The sequence below is a fragment of the Pseudomonadota bacterium genome, assembly GCA_026388315.1.
Taxonomy (GTDB): Bacteria; Desulfobacterota; Syntrophorhabdia; order Syntrophorhabdales; family Syntrophorhabdaceae; genus MWEV01.
This window is the reverse complement of sequence record JAPLKA010000052.1, coordinates 23,343-37,979: the sequence shown is the minus strand read 5'-3', so window position 1 is coordinate 37,979 and position 14,637 is coordinate 23,343. Positions and strand designations below refer to the sequence as shown.

Genomic DNA, 14,637 nt, shown 5'->3' with positions numbered 1-14,637 from the left:
GCAGTGAATAGTGGAACTCCCACATAATAATACTAACCATCTAAAATCAGCATCAGTGATTTTAGATGGTTAGAAAAATGGCAAGCAAAATAAATATTTCGAAGCAGAAAATAGAAGAATTTTGCCAACGGAACCGCATACGGAAGCTTGCCCTTTTTGGGTCAGTATTGAGAGGCGACTTTGGTCCAAAAAGCGATGTGGATGTCCTGGTAGAATTTGAACCGGAGGCCAGAGTGGGGTTTTTTGAGCTTTACGACATGGAACAGGCATTGTCGAATATTCTTGGCGGTAGAAAAGTGGACCTGAATACCCCTAAATGCCTGAGTAAGTATTTTCGGGATAAAGTTTAAGCAACAGCAGAGGTACAGTATGCCAGACAATGATCCAAAAATAAGGCTCTTTCATATGCGCGAAAGACCATATCTTTAGCTGCTGGAAAAGAAAAAACCGATCTGGAAGAAGATGAGATATTCTGCCTTGCAATGACCCGGCTCATCGAGCTTATCGGAGAAGCAGCAAGCAAATATCCGAAAGAAAGGCAGAACGAATATCCACAAATTCCATGGCCAAAAATAATCAGCATGCGGAACAGGCTAATCCATGGTTATGATTTTGTTGATTATGACATATTGTGGGATGCTATCACTATAAATATGCCCCAGCTTCTTGCTGAGCTTGAGAAAATTCTTTCTCCTGAGACATAAAACGACATACCTGCCCATGATATAAATAGATTCCCACAGGCAAGCCCGGGAGGATCTATCCAGCTCGCAAAGCGAGCGAGAGGGGGTGGCCCCGCAGGCCGGGGCACCCGCTTGCGGGTCGTGTAGAGGGGGCGACCCCCTTACGGGGACAGGCGCAAGCCCCAGTAATAGACAATCGTAATGAAAAAAATAGTCCATCATATCAACCGAATCCATACTGAAAGCAAGATTCGAACAACCGGGGTCATATTGACTTATTCACTTGCATCGGCGAATTACGCTTGCCACCGTCTGCCCTATCTCGGCAGGGCTTTTTACAACTGTGATGCCCGCCGTTTCGAGTGTCCTTATCTTTGTGGCAGCGTCCCCTACCCCACCGGATATAATTGCCCCTGCATGGCCCATACGTCTTCCCGGCGGTGCGGTTACCCCTGCAATAAATGCCACAACCGGTTTTTTCATGTATTTTTTGAAATATTCGGCAGCGTATTCTTCAGCCTGGCCGCCAATTTCACCGATAATCACAATAGCATCGGTATCTTTATCATTTTCAAACATCTCGAGAAGGTCAACATATTTGAGACCAATAACAGGATCTCCTCCTATGCCTACACAGGTTGATTGTCCTATCCCGCGTTTCGTAAGCTGGTCTACCACTTCATAGGTTAAGGTGCCGCTTCGGGAAATAATCCCTATACTGCCCTCTTTATGAATGTACCCTGCCATAACACCAATTTTGCACTTACCGGGAGAGATGATGCCCGGTGTATTGGGGCCTATGAGGACAGCCTTCCTGTCCTTCATGTAATGCCTTACAGTAATCATATCGATGGTTGGAATGCCTTCTGTGAGACAGACAACAACCTCTATGCCTGCTTCAACTGCTTCCAGAATGGCATCAGCGGCAAACGGGGGCGGCACAAAAATTGCCGATGCATTGGCGCCAGTAGCATCAACCGCTGCCTTTACTGTATTAAAAACGGGAATACCTTCGAACTTTTGCGAACCCTTGCCAGGAGTAACCCCTCCAACGACATCCGTTCCATACTCCACCATCTGCCGTGTATGGAATGCACCCTCGTTGCCGGTTATACCCTGAACAACCAATCGTGTATGTTTATCAACTATAATGCTCATTTCTCAACCTCGTTCAGTGAACAGTCGTTAGTGAACAGTGCATAGTCTGGATGTTGCTTCGCAAGTGAAGGAACCGGATCAAGCCCAGAATAACAGATGGAAGGTTTTACTATTCACTATTCACTATTCACGCTATTAATCGCTTCCGCAACTTTTTCCGCCGCATCCCCCATCCCATTCGCTACAGTAAACGAGAGACCCGATTCGGCAAATATCTGACGGCCCGGTTCTACGTTTGTTCCTTCAAGCCTTATAACCATGGGCAGTTTTATCTCCAATTGGCGAGCTGCCTCAACGACCCCCTTAGCGAGGGTATCACAGCGGAGTATACCGCCGAAAATGTTTATAAAAATCACCTTGACATCGGTGTCGGAAAGCAATATTTTCAAGCCTTCGGTGACCATCTGAGAGGTAGCGCCTCCACCGACATCGAGAAAATTCGCCGGCGCTGCACCAACATGCTTTATCAGGTCCATGGTTGCCATGGCAAGCCCGGCTCCATTTACCATGCAACCCACATTCCCTTTCAGCTTAATATAATTCAGATTATACCTTGACGCCTCCACTTCCAGGGGGTTCTCCTGGCCGAGATCCCTCAAGGATGCAATATCGGGATGCCGGTACAACGCATTGTCGTCAACATTAATCTTTGCATCAAGGGCAATAATGTCGCCGCCTTTTGTTACAATGAGAGGATTTATCTCGGCGAGCGAGCAGTCTTTATCAATGAAGAGGCGATATAGGTTTAAAATAATCCCGCTCATCTTCCGTGAGAGTGCCGGGTCTAACCCTAACGAAAAGAATATTCTGTTCGCCTGAAAAGGTCTTAATCCGATACCGGGATCAATATTTTCGGTAAAGAGTTTTTCAGGGGTCCCGGCTGCTATCTTTTCGATCTCCATACCGCCTTCAGCGCTCGCCAGCACCGTGACACAGGTCTTTATCCTGTCTACCGTAATGCCCAGATATAACTCTTTCGCAACATGGAGTACTTCTTCGATCAGGAGGTGGTTTATGGGTTTTCCTTCTTCGCCGGTCTGCGGGGTAACCAGTGTTTTCCCGAGAAGTCCGGATGAAACCATTATTGCTTCTTCAACGGTATTGACTATCTTTATCCCGCCGCCCTTGCCCCTGCCTCCTGCATGGACCTGTGCCTTAAGAACAAGAGGGAAATCCCCTGCATGTTCAACTGCCTGGGGTATTTCTTCTGTGGATGTGACTATTTGGCCTTTCGGGGTAGGGATATTGTAAGCATTAAAGAGCTGTTTTGCCTGAAACTCATGTATCTTCATCTACCCGCTCACTCAGCATATGGGGCATTACAGCCTTGCGGGCTTTCATTGCAGCAGCCATGCCTGCCTTCAGGGCATCGCGGTTTAATTGTTCTGTGCCTTTCGGTACCCGTGCAAGGACAGCCGTTTCCACTGCCCTTGGCGTAACAATAGTTGTTAATTTTGCAATCGCTCCAAGAGCAACGATGTTAGCCACCATCTCCCTTTTCAGATTTTCACGGGCAATCCTTGTGAAAGGAATTCTGTATGCCTTCGGGAGAGGCACCTGATTGACAAAAGTGGAATCTACAATAAGTATGCCATCCGACTTAAGGTCCATGTAATAGTCATCACATGATTTCTGGTTCATGGCAAGGAGTAAATCGAGCTGCATGGCCTTCGGGTAATCGATCTCTTCATCACTTACCACTACTTCGGCTTTGCTTGAGCCACCTCTCGCCTCCGGGCCATAACTTTGTGTCTGGGCAACATATTTTCCATCATAAACACCAATTGCCTCAGCAAGGATAATCCCCATAAGAATCAATCCCTGCCCGCCTGAACCACTTAAACGGATATCGTATCTAAAACTCATATTATAGTCCCTCTGCAATACGAAATGAAGGCAGTGAATAGTGAATAGTGAATAGTGAAAGACATTTTATCAAGCCATTGTCATTCCCCCGTTCGGGGACAGGACTCTTTTGCCATATCTTCAAATCCTTGAAATTCTTTATCTTATCTCCCATTTTTTGTCTTCTTGTTTTTTTACTATTCACTATGTAACTATATTATTTCGTTCCTTTTGCCCATTTTCTTATCTTTTCGTATTCCTCATGAAAAACGGGAAGTTCTTTATCGATCAGCACTCCGATCTTGAACTTATCCTTCATCTCTTCCTCTTTCATCTGGGCAGCCTTTTCAATCGTCACTGCATGATCTCTCTGCCATGCCATCATCTCAACAGCGGAACCCATACGATTCAGTCTCCCATACTGGGTATGACAATGGCTAATAACCTCCACCACAGAAAAACCTTTTTTCTGAAAGGCCTTTTCCATGAGGCTATCCAGCATCTTAGCATGATATACCGTGCCCCTGGCTACAAAAGTTGCCCCTGCTGTAACAGCAAGCTCCGATATTTTAAAAGACTGCTCAACATTTGTATATGGCGATGTTGTGGTTTTCATTCCGTAGGGTGTTGTCGGTGAATACTGGCCTCCGGTCATGCCGTATACGCTGTTATTAAGGATAACCGTCGAAATATCAACGTTTCTCCTGGCAGCATGTATGAAGTGGTTTCCGCCTATTGCAACGGCATCACCATCCCCCATAACTACAATCACCTTCAGCCCGGGTTTCGCAAGCTTCACACCCGTTGCAAAAGTAAGGGCACGTCCATGGGTCGTATGGAGTGTATTGAAGTCCACATATACAGGCAGCCTGCCCGTACACCCGATACCCGAAACAAGTACAATCTCATCTTTATTGTAACCACATTCGTCAATAGCCCTGATGAGAGAACCGAGCATAATTCCGATACCGCACCCCGGACACCAGACATGGGGAAATTTCTTATCATGCCGTAGATATTTATGGATCAATTTGGTCACTTCAGTCATTAGTGTACCTCCTTGATCTTACTTAAAATCTCTTCAGGGGTAATGATTGTGCCGTCTACTTTGCTGATCGTAAAAACCTTTGCATCGGTCTTATTTACCCGTTTTACCTCTCTTGACATCTGTCCCATGTTCATCTCCGGCACAATGATTGTCTTTGAGGTCTGGAGCACCTTTTCAACGGCAGTTCTCATAAAAGGCCATATGGTATTCATCTTTAAAGCGCCGACCTTGAGTCCTCTGGCCCTTGCATCTCTGGCAGCCTTTTTTGCAGATCGTGCTACACACCCATAGGCAATAATGGTGATTTCGGCATCATCTGTCTCAAAAAACTCACCAATCTGCATCTCAGCAAAGTGCTGGCTGATCTTTCTGAATAAACGCCTTATAAATGGGTCTATTTCATCGGGTCTCGATGTTGGGAAACCCCTTACATCATGGGTCAATCCCGTAACATGATACCGGTAGCCTTCACCGAAGTTCGCCATTGCAGGCACACCCCTCGGGGTATCCTCGTATGGGATATACCATTCAGGTGGGACTGTCGGCTTTACCCTGTTAAATATCTCAATTTCTTCATCGTCAGAGAGGGATATTTTTTCTCTCATGTGCGCCACCACCTCATCAACGAGAATAATAACAGGCGTTCTGAATTTCTCTGCCATATTAAAGGCCGTGATGGTAATGTCGTAACATTCTCTTACTGTGGACGGGCACAAAACAATGATCGGATGGTCGCCGTGCGTACCCCACCGGGCCTGCATGACATCGCTCTGCGAGGGCGATGTGGGTAATCCCGTGCTTGGTCCAGCACGCATGGCATCCACAATAACACACGGAACTTCTGCAATGATTGCATAACCCAGATTTTCCTGCATGAGGGAAAAGCCTGGACCGCTTGTTGCTGTCATGGACTTCACGCCTGCAAGGGAGGCCCCGATAATGGCACCCATGCTTGCAATCTCATCTTCCATCTGGATAAAGGTACCGTCAACCTGAGGAAGTTTTACTGATAACAGTTCTGATATTTCTGTTGCCGGAGTTATTGGATAACCTGCAAAAAAACGGCAACCGGCCCGTAGCGCACCTTCTACGATAGCCTCATTGCCCTGAAGCAGCAGTTCCTTCTTTGGCTTCTTCTTCAATTTTTTCTCCTGCACAATTTCTGGGGCTCACGTCGCCCCCTCCGGCAGCCAAGCCACCGGAGCCTCCCCTTCTCGCTCGCTTATGCGAGCTAAATATCTCCTGTGTCCCTTTCGGCTCTGTCTTTTTTATCTTTTTTCTTAACGGTTATTGCAAAATCCGGGCACCGTATCTCACACCATCCACAACTGATGCATTTATCGGGCTCTTTCACATACGGGTAACCGCCTTCATCACGGGCAAGGACGCCTGTGGGGCAAAATGCTGCACATATCCCGCATGCCTTACACCATGCCTTAAAAATATCAATGTTCGGGGGTTTTTTCTTCTTAGAATCTGGCATTGTGTGCTCTTTATGATAAGTCTTTAATTGGTCTGGTATTTTAATACTACAGTGTATACAATCGGTCAAGCTTTTTTCTTGATTAATTTTTTATGCTTTCGAATCAACGATTAATGTCACCGGACCTTCGTTAATAAGGGACACATTCATGGTGGCCTGAAAAATACCGGTTTCTACCTTTTCTATTTTCTCTTTTGCCTTCGCGACGAATATTTCAAAAAGTTTTCTTGCCTCTTTTGCGCCCATGGCATCAGTAAATGACGGCCTCCGCCCCCTTGTGCAATCACCATAGAGGGTAAACTGTGACACAAGAAGAAGTTCCCCCTTTATATCCAGAAGAGATTCGTCGAGCTTTCCGTTTTCTTTTTCAAATATCCTGAGATGTATGATTTTATCCACAATCCACTGTACGTCCTGGATGGTGTCACCCCTGCCGATCCCAAGAAGCACCATGAGGCCGCGGCCTATATCACCGACAATCCTGCCCTCAACCTCTACAGATGCACTTTTGACTCTCTGGATTACGGCTTTCATTGTAAAAAAGGGGCCCAAGGGTCGGTTGTTTATTACCCTCGAACCCTATGCCCCTCGACCCCTCAGATTTTAATTACTTCTCCTGTTCCTTCTCTTTTTTCGCCAGTTCTACGATCTTTGGTGCAATATGTGCCGGAACCTCTTCATAGTGGGAAAATTCAACGGTAAATATCCCTCTTCCACCTGTCATGGACCGAAGGTCAGGGGCATATTTTAAAATCTCTGCCATGGGAACGGCTGCTTTAACGGCCTGATTATTCCCTCTTGCTTCAACGCCTATAATTTTGCCTCTTCGGGAATTCATATCGCCCATGATATCGCCCATAAACTCATCAGGTACAATGACTTCAATCTTCATGATGGGTTCGAGGAGCGTTGGGTTGCACAGCTCCATACCCTTCTTGAAGCCCATTGATCCGGCAATCTTGAAAGCCATTTCCGAAGAGTCAACATCATGATAGGAACCATCATAGAGGGTAACCCTGAAGTCAGTCGCGGGATAACCGGCAAGGATACCCTGCGGCATTGCTTCCACGATACCCTTCTCAACTGCCGGTATGTACTGCCTCGGAATGGCCCCTCCAACAACCTTATCAACAAACTCAAACCCTGAACCTCTCGGCAGAGGGCTCAGTTCGAGCCATGTATCACCGTATTGTCCCTTGCCGCCGGATTGCTTTTTGTATTTTCCCTGTACCTTCGTAGTTCCCTTGATCGTTTCCTTGTAGGGAACCCTGGGCTCTTTCAATTCCACTTCCACGCCAAATTTCCTTTTCATCCTCTCCACCACAACTTCAATGTGGACCTGGCCCATTCCGGACAGGATGAATTCCTTTGTCTGTTCATCCCTCGTATATTTTATCGTTTGATCTTCCTCCATAAGCCGCGCAAGAGACGTATTAAGCTTGTCTTCATCGCCTTTTGCCTTGGGCTGCAGAGAAAAAGAGATAACAGGAGGTGACATGGATACATCTTTGTATTTAATGGGGGCTTTCTCATCGCACAACGTATCACCCGTTCCCGCCTCTTTTAATTTTGCTAAAACTGCAATGTCTCCAGCCGAAGCAAAGCCTGCTTGTTTTTGCTTTTTGCCGACAAGACAAAATATCTGTCCTATCCTCTCTTTCTCATCTTTCGTGACATTCAAGACTGTCATATCAGGATGGATCTCGCCGGAATACACCTTGAAGAGTGTCAATTTCCCTGCAAAGGGGTCTGTAATTGTTTTGAATATAAATGCGCTGAAGGGTGCATCAGATTTCATTTTTCTCTTTATCTCATTTCCCGTCTTAGGGTCTATCCCTTCAACTTCATCTTTATACGTTGATGGCGGGAAATGTTTAACGATGTTGTCCAGCAATGTATTAATGCCAATATTTTTTGCTGCCGACCCGCACATGATTGGAACGATACGCCTTGTCCATATGCCGTCTTTCAGACATTTTTCAATCTCTTCATCTTTCACTTCATCGCCGTTAAGATAACGCTCCATCACCTCGTCATCCATTTCAACTGCAATTTCAACAAGTTTTTCCCTGTATTTATTCGCTTCACCTTCAAATTCTGCCGGTATATCAACACGTTCAAAGCTACCTGAGACATCATCCTTATATATATATGCCTTCATTGATAGGAGGTCTATCACTCCTTTGAAGGCTTCTTCCTTGCCCATTGGCAACTGTACAACCAAAAGATTTGCATCCGTAAAATTCTTCTGGACATCCTCAACCGTCCTTTCAAAATCAGCCCTCTCCCTGTCAAGCTTATTAATAAAAACACAGGCAGGTATTGAAAGTTCATTTGCATACTGCCATACCTTTTCGGTTCCCACCTTCACACCGGAAATAGCGCTTATTACTATTACTGCACCATCAACAACACGCATACATAATTTGGCGTCTGATATAAAATTGTCATCACCGGGGGTATCAATAAAATTGATCCTGTTTTTACCCCACTCAAAACATGCAAGCGATGAGGAGATAGTTATCTTTCTTTCGACCTCCTCAGGCTCATAGTCCATCAAGGAGGTACCATCATCGACCCTTCCGAGTCTGGTGTTCTCTCCTGAAAGAAAAAGCATAGCCTCAACAATAGATGTCTTGCCTTCTCTTCCATGCGAAAATATACCAACATTTCTAATAGCATCGGGCTCATACTTTTTCATGTAAACTCCTTTCGAGGATATAAGAATCAATTAAAATACTGTGAATTTTACATGGGTTTATTTCAAAAATCAAGAATTTAAAAGGGTAGCCGGTAAACGTTCAGTGGTTTGAGCTGTTTGAACCCCTGTATATGCATTTAACCAGCTCGCACCGCGAGCGAGAGGGGGTGGCTCCACGGGCTTATGCCCGTGGAGGGGGCGACGTGAGCCCAGGCAGTTGCTATTGACACTTGCAGTCTTTTATGTTTAAGTAATAACTTCGAAATAACTTTGAGGTGAAAGAATGAAAAGGACTTACCAGCCTCACAATAAGAGCAGGAAAAGAACACATGGCTTTCTTGTGAGAATGAGAACCGCATCCGGAAGAGACGTAATCAGGAGAAGAAGGGCTAAAGGAAGAAAACAACTGTCTGTTTAGTCCGCAATAAGTGATTTCTATTCAAATAAACCATACAAATATAAAATTTAGTTTATGAATCACTGTTAACTGGTCACTGATAACTGGACTACATGGAATTTACTCTCCCTAAAAAAGAAAGATTGAATAAAAAGGACTTTCGGGGTATAAAATGGACAAAGCACAGAGAAACAGGCCATTTTATCCTCCTGTTACATGAGAATGAAATCGGTACAAAAAGAATCGGGGTGAGCATACGGAAAGCAGCAGGGGGGGCGGTTGTCAGGAATAAGATGAGACGTCTTGCAAAAGAGTTTTTCAGATTAAACAAACATCTGTTCAAAGACAGCCACAACCATCTTATAAGAATAAAAACGCTACCGCCAAAGCTTACATGGGAAGGCACAAAGACAGAATTGCAAAACCTGCTGAACGGAAACATCCATTAATGAAAAAAACTGTTATCTTTTTGATAGACCTGTACAGGATATGCATATCTCCATTCGTTCCCACTGAATGCAGGTTTTACCCCACCTGTTCATGCTACATGAAGGAATCCATTGAGAAAAAAGGTGTTTTTAAGGGTACACTACACGGCCTGAAAAGGCTTTTAAAATGTAACCCCTTGCATCCGGGCGGATACGACCCGGTAATATAGCGGAGGATCCGAATGGAAAAGCGCACAATTATAGCCCTGGCTTTAACAGTTGCCATATTATTTGTCTTCCAGATGTATTTTGCACCGAAGCCACAGCAATCGGAAGAACCGAAGCAAACGACAGAGCAGTCTCAGACAAAAGATCAAACCCAGGCAAAGGTTCAGCCTCAAACGAAGGAAGAAAAGAAAGATACCGCCGTTAAACAAAAAAAAGGCGATGTAATCGCAAAGCCTGAAGCAAAACCATCAAAAGAAGTGAAAAACGTGGTAGTAGAGACCCCCCTCCTGACGGTTACACTTCTCGACTTCGGGGGTGGCATCAAAAGCGTAAAGCTCAAACAATACAAAGAAACAGTGAAAGACAATAAAGACAAAGAGATGATTGAGGATGTAAAACCCTACATCTTTCTCCCTAAAGTGTTTAAAACAATTAATAACGAAATTGTAGATGACAGTACCACATTCAAACCCGATAAGGGAAGTCTCACCGTCACCGACAAAGAGGGGACCATTACCCTTACCGGAACATTAACGAACGGCACAAAGATCAAAAAGATATACACATTCCACCCCGATACGTACACAATCGATATGAAGGTTGAGGTAGAATCGTCGGAAAAGGACAAAACATCGTTAGATTTTGCAGTAGTAACCGGCAAAAATGAATCGACCTATACGTTTAAAGGTCCTTTCTACTTTAATGGTAAAAAATTCGAGCAAGTCGAAAAGATAGAAAAAAATATCGAAATCAACAGTTTTAAATATGCAGGGCTTGATGACGGCTTCTTTGCCTTCATCTACATTCCACAGGAAGATTCAGCATTTCCCCTTACCATCTTCAAGACGGACCCTAAGGCGGAACACAGTATACCCGTCCTCAGGATATTTATGGATAAGCCTACCCTTTCGGCAAAACTCTATTTCGGACCAAAAAAATCAAGTATCCTGGCAAGCCTGAACGTGAAAGCAGAAAAGATTGTCGACTTCGGATGGTTCGACATTATCGCAAAACCTCTTATTATGGGACTTAATCTCTCCAACAAAGTCACTCACAACTATGGCATCGATATCATTCTCCTTACAATTCTCATAAAGATTATCTTCTATCCTCTTAGTGTAAAAAGCTACAAATCAATGAAGGAGATGCAGAAACTGCAGCCGCAGATCGCAAAACTCAGGGAAAAATATAAAGACGATAAACAAAAAGTAAACCAGGAAATGATGGCAATGTATAAACAAAAAGGCGTCAATCCTATGGGTGGATGTTTGCCGATGGTTATACAAATACCTGTTTTCTTCGCACTCTATAAAGCGCTTTCAGGGGCAATCGAGTTGAGGCATGCACCGTTCATGTTTTGGATTAACGACCTTTCGGCGCCTGAAGATCTGTTCTCCTTTGCTGTAATGGGATATACGGTACCAATAAGGATCCTGCCCTTAGTAATGGGCATTACCCAGATGATTCAGCAGAAGATGACACCAACCAGCGCAGACCCCATGCAGGAAAAGATGATGTTATTCATGCCCATTTTCTTTACCTTTCTCTTCTGGGGTTTTCCGGCAGGCCTTGTGCTTTACTGGCTCGTAAACAACGTCATTTCCATAGGACAGCAATTTTACATTAACAAAAAAGTCTCTTGAGGGGGCACCATGGATTATATAGAAGTTGAAGGCAAAACGTATGAAGAGGCAATAAGAAAGGCCACACTTGAACTGAATGCAGAAGAAAAAGATCTCGATATAGACGTGAAAGAGGTTGACACAAAGGGGATTCTCGGTCTGCTCGGCAGCAAAAAGGTAAGAATTACGGCTCGTTTAAGGGTAATCAATATACCCGAAGAGCCTGAAGAACCACAGGAGCCCGAAGAATACGGAAAAAAATTTCTGGAAGAACTCTCGAAGTTTGTCGGTTTATCTTTCAGTGTGAGAGTCACAAGGGCAAATGACAGACTCATGTTCCTTGTACAGTCCGATCATGGTGACATCCTTATCGGAAAGGATGGGGAAGCTCTGGAGGCACTCCAGCATGTCCTGAGGCTTGCCATTACAAAAAGATACAAACAGGGGCTCAAGCTGCTCATCGACATCAATGGTTACAGGGAAAAAAGAAAACAGGTCCTTACGGTTATGGCAAAAAGGCTGGCCGACAAGGTGAAAAGGACCGGAAGGGCTTTAAAGACTGATTCTCTAAATCCTTATGAGAGAAGAGTTGTTCACACGCTCTTCAAACACAATAAAAACATAAACACGAAGAGTGAAGGCGAAGGGCATACAAAGAAAGTGGTTATTTCACCAAACAAGATTGCGGATGGAAATCGCAAATTTGTGAATGGAAATCGCTGATACCATATGTGCCATATCAACTCCCCCCGGTGAAGGGGGCATTGGCATAATAAGGATGAGTGGGCATGGAGCCCATTCAATATTAAAAACAATATTTGTCCCAAAAAAGAAACAAGAGGAATTCCTTCCCCGCACGCTCTATCTCGGTCATATCATAAACACTGAGAATAATAAAATCATTGATGAGGTCTTTGCCGTCTTTATGAAGGCGCCAGATACCTATACAAAAGAGGATGTGGCGGAGGTCTATTCCCATGGTGGATATGCCACACAGAAGAATATCCTCACTTTGATGATGGAGCATGGCTCAAGGCTTGCCGACCCTGGTGAATTTACAAAAAGAGCCTTCCTGAATGGAAGGATCGACCTTCTCCAGGCAGAATCCGTACTCGATATTATCCAGAGCGAGACCGACGAAGAATTACATAATGCCATGGAGCACCTGAGCGGGTCGCTATCAGGAAAGATTGCCGGTATTAAAGAAAATATAAAAAGGGTCCTCACAGAGATAGAAGCCCTCATTGATTTCCCCGAAGAAGAGATAGGTGTTGATGAAGAAGAGATATTCTCGACGCTGAAGCAAACAAGACTGGATATCAAAAAACTGCTCAATTCATACTATGAAGGTAAGGCCATCAAGCAGGGTTTTGAGGTGCTCATTCTCGGCAAGCCGAATGTGGGCAAATCGAGTCTTTTAAACGCCCTCCTGCTCAAAGAGAGGGCAATTGTTACCCCTATACCCGGAACAACACGCGACCTCATCGAAGATACAATACATATCAAGGGAGTAAAGGTAAAGGTCGTTGATACGGCAGGCTTGCGGACACCGCTGGATGTGGTAGAGGAAGCAGGAGTAGAGAAGGTAAAACAGAAAATCCCCAGTGCAGACCTTATTATCTGGGTGCTGGACAGTTCCGGACAATATACCGGTGAGGACGAAGAAGTATACAAAAGTATTGCCACAAAACGGAAAGTTGTCGTACTGAACAAAATTGACCTGCCAGGGATTATTGATACCGGTGCGTTACAATCAAAGGGTTTGAAATGGCTTGAGATTTCGGCATTAAAAGACATAGGGCTTGAACAGGTAAAACATGTAATGTATGAAAAATTAATGGAAAAAGGGATGAAAGGCAGCGGCGTATTCATTACGAACGAACGACACAGAAATGCCCTGAAAAAGTCATCAGAGGGACTGGAAGAAGCGATCAGTGTCATAAAAACGAATGGGCCGCTGGAAATCACCGCCTTCGAACTCCACCAGTCACTTTTTCACCTCGGAGAAATCACAGGAGAAACATGCCCTGATGACATTCTCCACGACATCTTTGAGCGGTTTTGCATAGGGAAGTAACAGTGGAACTGCGAATCCTTGAACCCCTTTTTCCCGTCACGAATTACGGAATTTAAGACGCCCGCAGGGCAATCAAGCAACGGAACCATATCCCCATGTCCCCCTTTCTATCTCTTCAGAGCAAATGGGCGTGGCGGGTTTCCCGGATGAGTATTGCCTCCCTGCCACCTTTCTTTTATAATGACCGTTTTCCCATCATCGTTCCATTGCACATGCCAGGGGTAGAGTGTCCCCTGGAGTTCGTTAGGGCTTGGTCCTATCCTGAATGTGGTTTTGGCTGTAATTGACCCCACGGCCTGCGATACCCTCACATCCTGTAGGTATTGATTTATGATCGCGGGACTACCGAAAGTAAGGGTTATGTTATTCTACGATAATCCATGAATTCAGCATTATCTTTGCAGTGCCTAAAAATTCGTCATATTGTGTTATTGGAGAGGTGTAAAACCATGCATGGAATGCCTCTCCCTTTGGTCTTGGAAGCACAATGATCCACTGTCTGAACCTCTCTCCATCCCTCCAGTATTCCCCAACAAATTGCTTCCCCATGAGATGCACACTGCCTTTTGAATAAGGGAAAGGCTCTATGTTGGATCTTTTGAATTCTTTTGCTGTTTTTAATTGGTTTAAAAAGTCACCTATTACGGCATCCACATCTTGGTACTTTCCTGCTTTTGCCTTCGTGGAAAGCAAATTTTGAATACTCACGGTGGAAAAATATGCCTTTGTACCGGATAGTCCACTGAATACAACGGTGATACCGGATTTCACATAGGTCCAGCCATAGGGATATTCTATGACATAGCCGGCTCCTTGTTCCTGAAATAGCTTTGTGGGTGGCTCTCTTCCTGTAAGTTCCTGAGCACAGATGGATGAAAAGGAGAGCAGACAACATATAAGAACAGAAGAAAAACAGATGTATAACGTATTTTTCATGATTTACCTCCAGTTGGAACATGAAATTGCA

17 protein-coding genes and 1 pseudogene are annotated in these 14,637 nt (G+C 44.7%); 8 read left to right on the top strand and 10 right to left on the bottom strand.

Annotated features, from left to right (window positions below; all coding sequences use genetic code 11):
• The first annotated feature begins 77 nt into the window (after positions 1 to 77).
• Positions 78 to 350, top strand: a complete 273-nt coding sequence (locus tag NTX75_06780) for a nucleotidyltransferase family protein (protein ID MCX5815935.1) — start codon at positions 78 to 80, stop codon at positions 348 to 350.
• Between the two features lie 66 nt (positions 351 to 416).
• Positions 417 to 704, top strand: a pseudogene (locus NTX75_06775) (DUF86 domain-containing protein).
• Between the two features lie 258 nt (positions 705 to 962).
• Here the strand turns inward: NTX75_06775 and sucD are convergent.
• The 8 genes from sucD to fusA form a co-directional block, all read right to left on the bottom strand.
• Positions 963 to 1,841, bottom strand: coding sequence for a succinate--CoA ligase subunit alpha (gene sucD, locus NTX75_06770; protein ID MCX5815934.1), 879 nt, complete (start codon positions 1,839 to 1,841; stop codon positions 963 to 965).
• 116 nt (positions 1,842 to 1,957) lie between these two features.
• Positions 1,958 to 3,133 (bottom strand): ADP-forming succinate--CoA ligase subunit beta, encoded by a 1,176-nt coding sequence (gene sucC / locus NTX75_06765; protein ID MCX5815933.1) that lies wholly within the window; start codon positions 3,131 to 3,133, stop codon positions 1,958 to 1,960.
• Positions 3,120 to 3,707, bottom strand: a complete 588-nt coding sequence (locus tag NTX75_06760; protein MCX5815932.1) for a 2-oxoacid:acceptor oxidoreductase family protein — start codon at positions 3,705 to 3,707, stop codon at positions 3,120 to 3,122. Before NTX75_06760 ends, sucC begins: the two co-directional genes overlap by 14 nt.
• A gap of 196 nt (positions 3,708 to 3,903) precedes the next feature.
• Complete coding sequence (locus tag NTX75_06755; protein MCX5815931.1) at positions 3,904 to 4,734, bottom strand: 2-oxoacid:ferredoxin oxidoreductase subunit beta; 831 nt, start codon at positions 4,732 to 4,734, stop codon at positions 3,904 to 3,906.
• Positions 4,734 to 5,876 (bottom strand): 2-oxoacid:acceptor oxidoreductase subunit alpha, encoded by a 1,143-nt coding sequence (locus NTX75_06750; GenBank protein MCX5815930.1) that lies wholly within the window; start codon positions 5,874 to 5,876, stop codon positions 4,734 to 4,736. The genes NTX75_06755 and NTX75_06750 overlap by 1 nt, the downstream gene beginning before the upstream one ends.
• An 89-nt stretch (positions 5,877 to 5,965) precedes the next feature.
• Positions 5,966 to 6,217, bottom strand: coding sequence for a 4Fe-4S binding protein (locus tag NTX75_06745; GenBank protein ID MCX5815929.1), 252 nt, complete (start codon positions 6,215 to 6,217; stop codon positions 5,966 to 5,968).
• Positions 6,218 to 6,307: 90 nt separating this feature from the next.
• A complete protein-coding gene (gene dtd / locus NTX75_06740) occupies positions 6,308 to 6,751 on the bottom strand; it encodes a D-aminoacyl-tRNA deacylase (GenBank protein MCX5815928.1) in 444 nt (147 codons plus the stop codon).
• 73 nt (positions 6,752 to 6,824) lie between these two features.
• A complete protein-coding gene (gene fusA / locus NTX75_06735; protein ID MCX5815927.1) occupies positions 6,825 to 8,918 on the bottom strand; it encodes an elongation factor G in 2,094 nt (697 codons plus the stop codon).
• Positions 8,919 to 9,201: 283 nt separating this feature from the next.
• Between fusA and rpmH the strand changes: the two genes are divergently transcribed.
• The 6 genes from rpmH to mnmE all read left to right on the top strand — a co-directional run bounded on the left by rpmH (position 9,202) and on the right by mnmE (position 13,670).
• Positions 9,202 to 9,336 carry a 50S ribosomal protein L34 gene (gene rpmH, locus NTX75_06730; protein ID MCX5815926.1) on the top strand — a complete coding sequence of 45 codons (135 nt, stop codon included), beginning with the start codon at positions 9,202 to 9,204 and terminating at the stop codon, positions 9,334 to 9,336.
• Positions 9,337 to 9,428: 92 nt separating this feature from the next.
• Positions 9,429 to 9,764, top strand: coding sequence for a ribonuclease P protein component (gene rnpA, locus NTX75_06725; GenBank protein MCX5815925.1), 336 nt, complete (start codon positions 9,429 to 9,431; stop codon positions 9,762 to 9,764).
• Positions 9,764 to 9,973 carry a membrane protein insertion efficiency factor YidD gene (gene yidD / locus NTX75_06720; GenBank protein MCX5815924.1) on the top strand — a complete coding sequence of 70 codons (210 nt, stop codon included), beginning with the start codon at positions 9,764 to 9,766 and terminating at the stop codon, positions 9,971 to 9,973. The genes rnpA and yidD overlap by 1 nt, the downstream gene beginning before the upstream one ends.
• A 12-nt stretch (positions 9,974 to 9,985) precedes the next feature.
• Complete coding sequence (gene yidC / locus NTX75_06715; GenBank protein ID MCX5815923.1) at positions 9,986 to 11,614, top strand: membrane protein insertase YidC; 1,629 nt, start codon at positions 9,986 to 9,988, stop codon at positions 11,612 to 11,614.
• Positions 11,615 to 11,623: 9 nt separating this feature from the next.
• Positions 11,624 to 12,316 (top strand): Jag N-terminal domain-containing protein, encoded by a 693-nt coding sequence (locus NTX75_06710; protein ID MCX5815922.1) that lies wholly within the window; start codon positions 11,624 to 11,626, stop codon positions 12,314 to 12,316.
• The gene (gene mnmE, locus NTX75_06705; protein ID MCX5815921.1) at positions 12,303 to 13,670 is read left to right on the top strand and encodes a tRNA uridine-5-carboxymethylaminomethyl(34) synthesis GTPase MnmE; all 1,368 of its coding nucleotides are present in this window, start codon (positions 12,303 to 12,305) and stop codon (positions 13,668 to 13,670) included. The genes NTX75_06710 and mnmE overlap by 14 nt, the downstream gene beginning before the upstream one ends.
• Positions 13,671 to 13,777: 107 nt before the next feature.
• Here mnmE and NTX75_06700 read toward each other — a convergent pair whose 3' ends face one another.
• Positions 13,778 to 13,963: a hypothetical protein gene (locus tag NTX75_06700; protein MCX5815920.1), complete on the bottom strand. Its 186-nt coding sequence runs from the start codon at positions 13,961 to 13,963 to the stop codon at positions 13,778 to 13,780.
• Between the two features lie 70 nt (positions 13,964 to 14,033).
• Entirely contained in the window at positions 14,034 to 14,606 is a 573-nt protein-coding gene (locus NTX75_06695) for a hypothetical protein (GenBank protein MCX5815919.1), read from the bottom strand.
• Positions 14,607 to 14,637 lie beyond the last annotated feature (31 nt).

Excerpts from the sequence above, each read along its gene's own strand:
- NTX75_06745 (MCX5815929.1), bottom strand. The coding sequence starts at position 6,217 with ATGCCAGATTCTAAGAAGAAAAAACCCCCGAACATTGATATTTTTAAG.
- NTX75_06695 (MCX5815919.1), bottom strand. The coding sequence starts at position 14,606 with ATGAAAAATACGTTATACATCTGTTTTTCTTCTGTTCTTATATGTTGT.
- sucC (MCX5815933.1), bottom strand. The coding sequence starts at position 3,133 with ATGAAGATACATGAGTTTCAGGCAAAACAGCTCTTTAATGCTTACAAT.
- fusA (MCX5815927.1), bottom strand. The coding sequence starts at position 8,918 with ATGAAAAAGTATGAGCCCGATGCTATTAGAAATGTTGGTATATTTTCG.
- NTX75_06710 (MCX5815922.1), top strand. The coding sequence starts at position 11,624 with ATGGATTATATAGAAGTTGAAGGCAAAACGTATGAAGAGGCAATAAGA.
- dtd (MCX5815928.1), bottom strand. The coding sequence starts at position 6,751 with ATGAAAGCCGTAATCCAGAGAGTCAAAAGTGCATCTGTAGAGGTTGAG.
- NTX75_06760 (MCX5815932.1), bottom strand. The coding sequence starts at position 3,707 with ATGAGTTTTAGATACGATATCCGTTTAAGTGGTTCAGGCGGGCAGGGA.
- yidC (MCX5815923.1), top strand. The coding sequence starts at position 9,986 with ATGGAAAAGCGCACAATTATAGCCCTGGCTTTAACAGTTGCCATATTA.
- NTX75_06780 (MCX5815935.1), top strand. The coding sequence starts at position 78 with ATGGCAAGCAAAATAAATATTTCGAAGCAGAAAATAGAAGAATTTTGC.
- sucD (MCX5815934.1), bottom strand. The coding sequence starts at position 1,841 with ATGAGCATTATAGTTGATAAACATACACGATTGGTTGTTCAGGGTATA.
- rpmH (MCX5815926.1), top strand. The coding sequence starts at position 9,202 with ATGAAAAGGACTTACCAGCCTCACAATAAGAGCAGGAAAAGAACACAT.
- rnpA (MCX5815925.1), top strand. The coding sequence starts at position 9,429 with ATGGAATTTACTCTCCCTAAAAAAGAAAGATTGAATAAAAAGGACTTT.
- NTX75_06755 (MCX5815931.1), bottom strand. The coding sequence starts at position 4,734 with ATGACTGAAGTGACCAAATTGATCCATAAATATCTACGGCATGATAAG.
- yidD (MCX5815924.1), top strand. The coding sequence starts at position 9,764 with ATGAAAAAAACTGTTATCTTTTTGATAGACCTGTACAGGATATGCATA.
- mnmE (MCX5815921.1), top strand. The coding sequence starts at position 12,303 with ATGGAAATCGCTGATACCATATGTGCCATATCAACTCCCCCCGGTGAA.